This is a genomic window from uncultured Amnibacterium sp. (assembly GCF_964250715.1).
In the GTDB taxonomy this organism is placed as follows: Bacteria; Actinomycetota; Actinomycetes; order Actinomycetales; family Microbacteriaceae; genus Amnibacterium.
Genome location: NZ_CAXUGX010000004.1, coordinates 229,138 through 239,422, shown reverse-complemented (window position 1 = coordinate 239,422; position 10,285 = coordinate 229,138). Strand labels below are relative to the sequence as shown.

Sequence of the window (10,285 nt, the reverse complement as noted above, 5' to 3'; positions counted from 1 at the left end):
CGTGGATGGCGTCCATCGACAGCAGCAGCGCCTCGAACCGGCGGGCCTCCGACACATGACTCCACCGCGTGGTCTTGCGCAGCCGGATCAGGGCCTGATCTGTCGCCGCCGCGGTCCCGAGCTCGATGGGCGCATCCAGGAGATCGTCGTCCGGGTCCGGCGGATCCCACGCCTCCGGTGGGAGGGACTGCAGGAACTCGTCATCGACGTCCGGATCGAACCACGGATCGGGCCCTCCGGCCGCCATTGCGTCGAACCGACTTGCGAACACGACGCTACTCAACACCACACCACCGACACTCCCGATCGACAGTTCCTTCGAGGAGAAGGCGCCCAGAATGCCTCACGGGAGCACGAAAGCCCCGGCCTCATGGAGAAGCCGGGGCCCACGATCGACCGCTGATCAGGCCGCGAGCGGCTCCCGCTGGCGGTCCGCGATCACGGTCAGCTGTTCGCCGTCCGCGTCGATGCGTACCGCGTCGCCCTCCGTCAACTCGTCGGTGACCATCACGTCGGCGATCCGATCCTCCACCTGCCGCTGGATCAGCCGGCGCAGCGGGCGGGCGCCGTATTCCGGCTCGTACCCGTGCTCGGCCAGCCAGTCGACCGCCGACTCCGCGATCTCGAAGCCGATGCCCTGGCGGGTCAGCCGGGCCGCGGTCTCGCCGACCAGCAGCTGCACGATCTGACGCAGCTGCGCGCGGTCCAGCTTGCGGAACAGCACGATCTCGTCGATGCGGTTCAGGAACTCGGGCCGCACGGCCTCGCGCAGCTTGCCCCACACGCGGTCGCGCAGATCCTTCTGCGAGGCGAAGCCGCCCGCCGCGTCGCCGCCCGGAGCGACGAACCCGAGCGCACCGCTGCGGCTTGCCAGGAACTCTGAACCGACGTTCGACGTCATGATGACGACCGTGTTGCGGAAGTCGACGGTGCGGCCCTGGCCATCGGTCAGGCGGCCATCGTCCAGCACCTGCAGCAGCAGGTTGAAGACATCCGGGTGCGCCTTCTCGATCTCGTCCAGCAGCACCACCGAATACGGGTTCCGGCGCACGCGCTCGGTCAGCTGACCCGCCTCGTCGTAACCGACGTACCCGGGAGGAGCACCGACCAGCCGACTGACCGTGTGGCGCTCGCCGAACTCGCTCATGTCAAAGCGGAGCATCGCGCTCTCGTCGCCGAACAGGCTGCCGGCCAGGGCCTTCGCCAGCTCGGTCTTGCCGACGCCGGTGGGGCCGAGGAACAGGAAGCTGCCGACGGGGCGACGCGGATCGCCCATGCCGGTGCGGCTGCGCCGGATCGATCGGGCGATCGAAGCGACCGCGTCGTCCTGTCCGACCACCCGCTCGTGCAACTCCGATTCGAGCTTCGCCAGGCGGCTGCGGTCGCCCTGCGAGAGCCGGGCGGCAGGGATGCCGGTCGCGCGCGCGACCATCTCGGCGATCTCGCGCTCACCGATGACGGACTCCGCAGCGGTCCGAGCAGGCGCGGACTGTTCGTCCTCGATGCGCTGCTGCAGTGCCTCGACCTGGTCGCGGATGCGGCTGGCCTCCTCGTACTGCTCAGCGGCGACCGCCTTCGCCTTTGCGGACTCCAACTCGGCCACCTGCGCCTGCAGCACGGCGACGTCGAGCGTGCCACGCAGGCTCAGGCGCTTGCGGGCGCCGGCCTGGTCGATCAGGTCGATCGCCTTGTCGGGCAGGAAGCGGTCGGTGACGTAGCGAGCACTCAGCTCGACAGAGGCGCGGATCGCCTCGGGCGAGTAGGTGACGCCGTGGTGCGCCTCATAGCGGCCCTGCAGGCCGGCGAGGATCAGTACCGCGTCCTCGATCGACGGCTCGCCGACGGTGACGGGCTGGAAGCGACGCTCCAGCGCCGCGTCCTTCTCGATGCGCCGGTACTCCTTCAGCGTCGTCGCGCCGATCAGGTGCAGCTCGCCGCGAGCCAAGCGCGGCTTCAGGATGTTGCCGGCGTCCATGCCGCCCTCGCCGCCGCCGCCGCCCGCGCCGATGACCGTGTGCAATTCGTCCAGGAAGACGATCAGCTCGTCCCGGTGGGCGACGATCTCGTCGACCACCTTGGTGAGGCGCTCCTCGAAGTCGCCGCGGTAGCGGGTGCCCGCCACCATGCCGGTCAGGTCGAGGGAGACCAGGCGCTTGCGGCGCAGCAGCTGCGGCACGTCGCCGTCGGCGATCAGCTGAGCCAGGCCCTCGACGATCGCGGTCTTGCCCACACCGGGCTCGCCGATCAGCACGGGGTTGTTCTTGGTGCGGCGCAGCAGGATCTCCACCGTCTGGGCGACCTCGTCGGCGCGGCCGACGACCGGGTCGAGCTTGCCCTCGCGGGCGAGTGCGGTCAGGTCGGTGGCGTAGCGGTCCAGGGTGGGCGTCTCGGAGTCGGAGGCAGCCGGGCTGCCGGTGGCCCCGGTGCCGACCGACTCGGCGCCGCCGCCCTGCGCGATCGACTGCAATTTCTCCGGCGTCACGCCGTGCGCGGCCAGCAACTGTCCCGCGATGGCCTGCTGGTCGGCGACGAACGCGAAGAACAGGTGCTCCGGGTCCACATAGGTGGAGCCGAACGCACGCGCGATCTGGGCTGACTCCAGCAGCGCGCGCTGCGCGGACGGCGTCAGGGCCGGAGCGCCGCCGATGCGTTCGCCGCCTGCGGGCAGCCGCTCCTCGATGGCGTGCAGGAGCGAGTCGGTGTCGATGCCGCCGCTGCGCAGGATGCCGAGCGCCTGTTCGGATCTGACCAGTTCGTGCAGCAGGTGCAGTCCGTCCACCTCCGCGTGGCCGTGCTCGACAGCGAAACGCGCCGCGGAGCCAACCACGGCATGGGTGCGCCGGCTGAGCAGCCGGCCGATGTCGATTGGACGGCCTGCGGGGCCGGACTGCTGGCTCTGCAGCAGTCGGGCGAGGAATTCGTCGAACGAGCCGTCACTGCTGCCGGAACCGGTGAACTGTGGCACGAGACCTCCTGAGATCGACTTGAGCGCCTTCGACTCAAGGTAACGCAGGAGGAGCGGGATCATTCCCGTTCGGCAGAAAGCTGAGTGGAATCCGCTCAACCCGGTCCGGCTTGACGGAGTAGTGCCGCGACGGGCCGCGCCGCGTGCCCGGGAAGGTGGATCCGGCGGACCGGTCGGGGGGAGACATGCCCGATCCTGCCGACCCACTTCCGGGGCCGGCTGGCGGCGCGGCCCGTTGTTGCTCCGGCACTTCCGGCGGGGGCCGGAGCGAGCCGCGAGCGAGCGCCGAGGGGGGTCGGCGCCCGGCGAGTCAGCGGAGCACGAGGAAACCGACGCCGCTCAGGATCATCGCGAGCGAACCGGCGACCGTGGACGCCACGAAGAGCGGCATGGGCAGCGGCTGGCGCACCCACTCCTCGCCCTCGGCGTCGTCGAACGCCACTGACTCGGCGGGCTCGGCCTCACGGACCTTGGGAGTCAGGACGCGGACGAACGGAGCGAAGCTCCATCGTCCGATGGACGGGATGTGGACGGGAAGAACGCTCATGGTCACCTTGCTCCTTACTGCTGCTGCCTGCGGTAGTGGGTACGCACACAGAACCACTTCGTCCCCCGAAACAGCGCGGACACGGCGAGAGAGTCCGATATTTTCGGGGCGTCTCCCAGGTCGTTGTCCCCCGATACCGACCACCGGTCCGTCGGATGGGGGACGGCTGCGGTACAGGACGGCTGCGGTAGGGGATGGTGTTGGTACTGGGTGATGTCGGTACTGGGTGGCGTCGGCCGGCGGCGTCAGCGCTTGGAGGTGGTCGCCCTCCGCACACCTTCGGGCGGATGAGCGACAGTGGGCGGGTGACCGACCTCGTTTTTCCCAGCTGGTTCTTCGACCGCGACGACCCGAGCAGCGACGACCGTTTCTACGCGCCCCCTCGGTTGGTCACACACATCGACGAGGGAGCGATCGCCGCGGTCGGTGCGCTGTACGCCGAGCTGGGGATCGACGGCGCAGCCCCTCGGCCCACGACGGTGCTCGACCTGATGTCGTCGTGGATCTCGCACTTCCAGGTGCCCCCTGCCCGGCTGACCGTGCTCGGGATGAACCGCGCCGAGCTGGCCGCGAACACCGCGGCGACCGAGCGCATCGTGCAGGACCTCAACCGCGATCCGGTGCTGCCGCTGCCGGACGGGGTCTTCGACGCGGCCGTCTGCTGCGTCTCCATCGACTATCTGGTACAGCCCACCGAGGTGCTCGCCGAGGTCGCCCGGGTGCTGAAACCCGGTGCGCCGGTGGTGCTCACCTTCTCGAACCGCTGCTTTCCGACCAAGGCCGTGCACGGCTGGCTGTCGCTCGACGACGCCGGCCGCTGCGGGGTGGTAGCGGAGTACCTGCGGCGCGCCGGCGGCTTCACCGAGCCGCGCGCCGAACTGCGCACCCCCGCCCCGCAGGACCAGGGCGGCAGCTATCGCGGCGACCCCCTCTACGCGGTCACCGCTCTGCGCGCGGAATGACCGACGGCTGTCGGCCGACTCAGCAGTACGTGCGCACGACACTCCAGCTGCGGCCGAAGCGCAGCACGTCGAAGACGAGCACCTCGCCGCCATCGACCGCGGTGCCCTGGAACCGCCAGCCGACGACTGGCAGCGGATGGGTCAGCAGCATGTCGAGCGCGTCCTCCAGCCGGGTCGGCGCGTCCGTGACGACGTACTGCCGCTGCTGCCACACCAACGCCTGCGGGCAGCCGTCCTGCCGCAGGCTGAGTTGCGCGGTGCGATCCTGCTCGGCGGTCCGGGTGTGCATCGTGGTGCCTCTCCCTCGAATCACGTGCGTGGAACGACGTCTTCGGACCGTCATCGGTAGAAGACATGTTCGGTTTCCGTCACTGTACGACTCGAAGCTGTCCTCGACAAGTGGGGAAGGGGACGCCCGTTCGTCAGCGGCACCGTGGTGCGCGCAGTGCCGCTCGACTCCGGTCGGCCCATCCCCGTAGCGTCGTGCGCATGACCGAGCCGACCGTCGCGCCGTACGGCACCTGGAACTCGCCGCTGACTGCCGCAGCCGTCGCGGCGGCCTCGCACACTCCGACCGCCGCGGCCTACGTCGGCGATCAGATCTGGTGGTCGGAGCCGGTACCTGCCGAGCGCCGCGTCGGCGTGTTCCGGATCGGCGCCGACGGTGAGCCCGAGCCGGTGCTGCCGGCGCCGTGGAACGCCCGCAGCCAGGTGCACGAGTACGGCGGAGGCGAGTGGTGCGCGGGCGACGACGGCGTGCTGGCGTTCGTGGAGTTCCACAGTCAGCGCCTCTACCGCCTGGACCAACCCGGCGGCACCCCCATGCCGCTGACGCCTGAGAACGCGGCCACCCACTTCGGCGGCCTGGTCCGCGTCGGCGACGCGGTGCTGGCTGTCCGCGAGACGATGACGGGCGAGCGCCCGACCGACGTCGTGCGCGACCTGGTACTCGTGCCCCTGGACGGCAGGGCGGCCGACGATGCGCAACCCGTCACGAGTGTGGTCGGCGGCTCCCGCTTTCTGGCGCAACCCGCGATCTCGCCCGACGGTTCCCAGCTCGCCTGGATCGCGTGGGACCACCCGAACATGCCCTGGGACGGCACCGAGCTGCGGGTCGGTGACCTGACCGACGGCCGCGTCACCGAGTGGCGCACCGTGCTCGGCGGCACTGCCGAGTCGGTGCTGCAGCCCGAGTGGACCGCCGACGGCGCACTGCTGGCGCTGACCGACCGCACCGGGTGGTGGAATCTGGTGCGGGTTCCGCTCGTCGGCGGGGGACCGGAGCGCGAACCGGAGCCGCTGGCGCCGGGCGAGCGCGAGACCGGCGGACCGCTCTGGGTGCTCGACACCCGGTGGTACCTGCCCCTGCCCGACGGCCGCATAGCCCTGACCGCCACCCTCGGCAGTGACGAGCAACAACTCCTCCGTCCCGATTCCAGCGGCGGGCCCGGCACGGGCGAGCGGGTGCGACTCGCGGTGGGCCGCAGCCGGACCGAGTGGCAGGCGGCCCGCGGCGACCGCGTGCTCGTGATCGACGAGGCAGCCGGCGAGCCCGGCGCGCTGCACGAACTCGATCTGGCGGCCGGCACCCGCCGAGTGGTGCGGGCGGGTGCCGACGCCTTGCCCGACGCGATCGTGCCGGCACCGGCGGAGCGCGACTTCGACGGTGTCCACGCCGTCGTCTACCCGCCGCGGAACGCCGACTTCACCCCTCCGGCCGGCGAGCTGCCGCCCTACGTCGTGTTCGTGCACGGCGGCCCGACCAGCCACACCGGCCCGATGCAGTCGCGGGCGATCGTGTACTACACGAGCCGCGGCATCGGCGTGGTCGACGTGAACTACGGCGGCTCCACCGGATACGGCCGGCCCTACCGGAACCGGCTGCGGGGGCAATGGGGCGTGGTCGACATCGACGATGTGGTCACCGTGGTCCGCGGCCTCGCGCAGGCCGGACTCGCCGATCCGGCACGGCTGGCGATCGAGGGCGGCTCGGCGGGCGGCTGGACGGTGCTCTCCGCCCTGACGAACAGCGACGTCTTCGCCTGCGGCGCATCGCGGTACGGGGTGGCCGACCTGGTCGCGCTGCTGCAGGGCACCCACGACTTCGAATCGCAGTATCTGCAGGGCCTCGTCGGCCCCTATCCGCAGCGGGCCGACCTGTATGCGGAGCGCGCCCCGATCAACCACGTCGACCGCATCGACTGCCCGGTCCTGCTGCTGCAGGGGCTGGACGACAAGGTGGTGCCGCCGGCGCAGTCGCAGATGTTCCGCGACGCGCTGGCCGCACGGCACATCCCGCACGCCTACCTGCAGTTCGCCGGCGAGGGCCACGGGTTCCGCGGTCGGGAGACGATCATCGCGGCGCGGGAGGCGACGCTCTCCTTCTACGGGCAGGTGCTGGGGTTCGAGCCGCCCGGCGTGCCGGTGCTGCCGCTCGCGAGCTGACCGCACCTGGGTCGGCTCGGGAGCTCCGGCACCTCCGGCGGCTCGGGAAGGCGCGGCGCCCCCGCGGGGTTGTGTCGGACACCTGCGAGAGGATCCGAACCATGACCGACACCGCCACCGCACCTTCGACCACTCCGGCATCGGTGCCCGCACCCGCGACGCCTGGGGAGCGCTACGACCGCTTCCATGCCCGCCGCGAGCAGGTGGTGCAGCTGCCCACCGGACCGCTTGCGCTCATCAACACCCAGTGGGTCGGCGAGCAGCAGACCATCTGGGGCGTGCCGGGTACCTGGGCGCCGGTGCCGGCGGGGGAGTCCGGGCTGATCGTCACCGCGACCGCGGCCGACGGCATCCTGGTCGACGGGCAGCCGGTCGACGGCAGCGCCGTCGTCCGGGGCAAGGACCACGACCAGCCGGGATCCATCCAGTTCGACGACCACACCACGGGTTTCGTCATCCGGGGCGAGGACGGCCAGTACGCGCTGCGCGTCTGGGACGCGCAATCCGAGTTCATTGCTGAGTTCGCTGCCATCGACGCGTTCCCGTACAACCCCGAGTGGGTCGTGAACGGCACCTTCACGCCCAACCCCGAGGGCACGACGCTCGGCTTCTCGCACGTGAAGGACGAGGGCGCCACCCGCGAGTTGCCGGTTCCCGGCGACATCGCCGTCACCCTGCAGGGCCAGGAGTACCGGATCGCGGCGTTCAAGGACGGCAAGCGGCTGCAGCTGGTGTTCGCCGACGCTTCCACGGGCGACGACACCTACGGGGTCGGGCGGTTCCTCTTCATCGCGCCGAACGCCGACGGCACCATCACCCTCGACTTCAACTACGCGGTTCTGCCGCCGTGCGCGTTCAGCTACAACTTCAACTGTCCCATGCCGCCGAAGCAGAATCGGTTCCCGTTCCGCATCGAGGCCGGCGAGAAGAACGTGCTCTCCAAAGCGGGCACGCCCCTGCACTGAGCTGGAGTCGTCGACGAGCATTTCGTATTTATCGATCTGGAACGCTTTCGGGGGAGTGGTCATGGCCTTTTCGGCACTCTAGTTTTTGAGTACCCGAGAAAGTTGGCTCCTGAGATGAACTCCGATCACGAGTGGGCGCAGCCCGAGAACGTCTCACGTGAGCCGATAGAGCCTCAGGCCGCCGTTCCCGCGGTCAGACCGGCACCCTCAGCGTCGCCGCTGGTAATACCGCATTCGACGTCGGTCGCGCCCCTTCCGGCGCCCGGGTGGTTCCAGGAGCCGGGGGTACCCGGCGTACTCCGGTACTGGAACGGTGTGGGCTGGGAGGACTGGCGGAAGCCGCTCGTCGAGGCCCCGAGCATCGACCAAGGCCAGAAGAGCGTGGGAGTCGCCTATCTCTTGCTGCTCTTTCTTGGCGGCCTCGGTATTCACGACTTCTATCTCGGACGCAGGGGGCCTGGGCTCGCGATGCTGCTGATGTGGATCTTCGGCTTCATCCTGAGCTTCGTGGGCATCGGGTATCTGCTACTCGCCGTCGTCGGGATTCGGGCGTTCGTCGACCTCTTCCTCGTACCCGGCTTCGTGCGTGCGGCAAATGTGAAGGCGATTCGTCCGCGCTCGTGATCAGGGTGGTCAACGGCGCTGTCGGTGGGCGCTCGTAACGTCGGAGGGGTGAAGGTCGCCCAGCCTCTGGAGGTGCTTCGCGCACCGACGGCGGGCGCCGCACAGTACATCATCGAGCGGCGGGGTGATGGGTTCGTGCTGCGGGCCGCGGATGGGGCGGGCCGTCCGGTCGGGTCGGAGGAGCGACTCGGGGCCGCAGAGCTCGCCGAGCGCGTCCGCACGCTGGAGTCGGCGCATCCGCGATGGGTGTGGGACACGCAGCAGGTCTATCCGGCGCTGCTCAGCGCTGGCGTGCGGGTGCGGCGGGCACACGACCTGCGGCTGGCTCGAGCCGTGCTGCGCCGGTCCGAGCTGACCGCTGCCTCCTTCACCGATGTCCCGCTCGACGACTGGGACGGGACGCCCGACCCGGCGCCGCAGGCTGGCGGCCTGTTCGAGCTGCAGCGCGAGACGGCGGCGACCGCGGGACCCGTCGACGAGCTCGCCCGCCAGCTCGTGGCGATCATCGGGTGCGCCGCGCCCAGCCGCATCCGGCTGCTGCTCGCGCTCGAGTCCGCCGGCGCCCTCGCGGCTGCAGAGATGGCGTGGGACGGCCTGCCGTGGAGCGCGCCGGAGCACGACCGCATCCTGACCGACCTGGCCGGACCGCGTCCGCCCGACGGGGTGCGGCCGCAGCGGGTCGAGGTGCTCGTCACCCGCATCCGCGACGAGCTGCACGCGCCGCGGCTGAACCCCGACTCCGCCCCCGACCTGCTGCGCAGTCTGCGGCTGGCCGGTGTCGCGGTCGAATCCACTCGCTCCTCCGCGCTGCAGCAGGTCGACCACCCGGTGATCGCGCCGCTGCTGCAGTACAAGAAGCTCGCCCGCCTGCTCGCGGCCAACGGCTGGCACTGGCTCGACACGTGGGTGGCCGACGGCCGCTTCCGGCCCGACTACCTGGTCGGCGGCGTCGTCACCGGCCGCTGGGCGACCCGCGGTGGCGGCGCGCTGCAGCTGCCCAAGCAGATCCGTGGCGCCGTCGTCGCCGACCCGGGCTGGCGCCTGGTCGTCGCCGATGCCGCCCAGCTGGAGCCCCGGGTGCTCGCCGCCCTCGCCGGCGACCACGCGCTGGCCGATGCCGGTCGGGGCCGCGACCTGTACGAGGGCATCGTGGCCACGGGAGCCGTTCCCGATCGGGCGAGCGCCAAGTACGGGGTGCTCGGGGCGCTCTACGGCGCCACGAGTGGGCCGGGCGGTCGCCTCGTGCCCCGGTTGTCGCATCGGTTCCCGAAGGCGCTGGGCCTCGTGGAGCAGGCGGCCCGCACCGGCGAGCGGGGCGGGGTGGTCAGCACACTGCTCGGCCGCACCGCCCCGCCGCCGCAGGGCGTGCACGCCGCCGCCTTCCGGCCGGGTATCGAACCGAGCGGCGACGACATACCCGCGCAGCGCGCCCGCTCGATCGCCCGCGACCGGGGCCGCTTCACCCGCAACTTCATCGTGCAGGGCAGCGCCGCCGAATGGGCGCTCTGCTGGCTCGCCGACCTGCGCACGCGGCTGGCGGCGATCGCTCCGGATACCGCCGAACAGCCCCACCTGGTGTACTTCCTGCACGACGAGGTGATCGTGCACACCCCGGCGCACCTGGCGCAGCAGGCGGCGCAGGCCGTCGAACAGGCGGCGGTGACCGCGGGTCGCACCCTGTTCGGCCACTTTCCCATCGACTTCCCGCTCGACACCGCGATCGTCGACCGCTACTCCGACGCCGGCTGAGCCGGGCGGCCAGGCCCCGACGCCGGCG

General features: G+C 71.0%; 9 protein-coding genes. 5 read left to right on the top strand and 4 right to left on the bottom strand.

Annotated elements, in window-relative coordinates; all coding sequences use genetic code 11:
* The 3 genes from ACFE7H_RS06340 to ACFE7H_RS06330 form a co-directional block, all read right to left on the bottom strand.
* Positions 1-271 (bottom strand): hypothetical protein (locus ACFE7H_RS06340; RefSeq protein ID WP_375400366.1); only part of this gene is annotated, 271 nt, incomplete at its 3' end.
* 132 nt (positions 272-403) lie between these two features.
* Positions 404-2,965, bottom strand: a complete 2,562-nt coding sequence (locus ACFE7H_RS06335) for an ATP-dependent Clp protease ATP-binding subunit (protein WP_375400365.1) — start codon at positions 2,963-2,965, stop codon at positions 404-406.
* 310 nt (positions 2,966-3,275) lie between these two features.
* Positions 3,276-3,512 carry a hypothetical protein gene (locus tag ACFE7H_RS06330; RefSeq protein ID WP_375400364.1) on the bottom strand — a complete coding sequence of 79 codons (237 nt, stop codon included), beginning with the start codon at positions 3,510-3,512 and terminating at the stop codon, positions 3,276-3,278.
* A 305-nt stretch (positions 3,513-3,817) separates the two neighbouring features.
* Here ACFE7H_RS06330 and ACFE7H_RS06325 point away from each other — a divergent pair, with 305 nt between their 5' ends.
* Positions 3,818-4,474, top strand: coding sequence for a methyltransferase domain-containing protein (locus tag ACFE7H_RS06325; RefSeq protein WP_375400363.1), 657 nt, complete (start codon positions 3,818-3,820; stop codon positions 4,472-4,474).
* 19 nt (positions 4,475-4,493) lie between these two features.
* Here the strand turns inward: ACFE7H_RS06325 and ACFE7H_RS06320 are convergent, their stop codons facing one another.
* Positions 4,494-4,763, bottom strand: coding sequence for a hypothetical protein (locus tag ACFE7H_RS06320; RefSeq protein WP_375400362.1), 270 nt, complete (start codon positions 4,761-4,763; stop codon positions 4,494-4,496).
* 200 nt (positions 4,764-4,963) lie between these two features.
* Between ACFE7H_RS06320 and ACFE7H_RS06315 the strand changes: the two genes are divergently transcribed.
* The 4 genes from ACFE7H_RS06315 to ACFE7H_RS06300 all read left to right on the top strand — a co-directional run bounded on the left by ACFE7H_RS06315 (position 4,964) and on the right by ACFE7H_RS06300 (position 10,257).
* Positions 4,964-6,919 carry a S9 family peptidase gene (locus tag ACFE7H_RS06315; protein ID WP_375400361.1) on the top strand — a complete coding sequence of 652 codons (1,956 nt, stop codon included), beginning with the start codon at positions 4,964-4,966 and terminating at the stop codon, positions 6,917-6,919.
* Positions 6,920-7,020: 101 nt separating this feature from the next.
* On the top strand, positions 7,021-7,884 hold the full coding sequence (locus ACFE7H_RS06310) for a DUF1684 domain-containing protein (protein ID WP_375400360.1): 864 nt from the start codon (positions 7,021-7,023) through the stop codon (positions 7,882-7,884).
* A 114-nt stretch (positions 7,885-7,998) separates the two neighbouring features.
* Entirely contained in the window at positions 7,999-8,508 is a 510-nt protein-coding gene (locus ACFE7H_RS06305) for an NINE protein (RefSeq protein WP_375400359.1), read from the top strand.
* 48 nt (positions 8,509-8,556) lie between these two features.
* Positions 8,557-10,257, top strand: coding sequence for a bifunctional 3'-5' exonuclease/DNA polymerase (locus ACFE7H_RS06300; protein WP_375400358.1), 1,701 nt, complete (start codon positions 8,557-8,559; stop codon positions 10,255-10,257).
* The last annotated feature ends 28 nt before the right edge of the window (positions 10,258-10,285 follow it).

Coding starts and splice junctions, on each gene's coding strand:
- ACFE7H_RS06315 (WP_375400361.1), top strand. CDS start 4,964: ATGACCGAGCCGACCGTCGCGCCGTACGGCACCTGGAACTCGCCGCTG.
- ACFE7H_RS06305 (WP_375400359.1), top strand. CDS start 7,999: ATGAACTCCGATCACGAGTGGGCGCAGCCCGAGAACGTCTCACGTGAG.
- ACFE7H_RS06310 (WP_375400360.1), top strand. CDS start 7,021: ATGACCGACACCGCCACCGCACCTTCGACCACTCCGGCATCGGTGCCC.
- ACFE7H_RS06330 (WP_375400364.1), bottom strand. CDS start 3,512: ATGAGCGTTCTTCCCGTCCACATCCCGTCCATCGGACGATGGAGCTTC.
- ACFE7H_RS06320 (WP_375400362.1), bottom strand. CDS start 4,763: ATGCACACCCGGACCGCCGAGCAGGATCGCACCGCGCAACTCAGCCTG.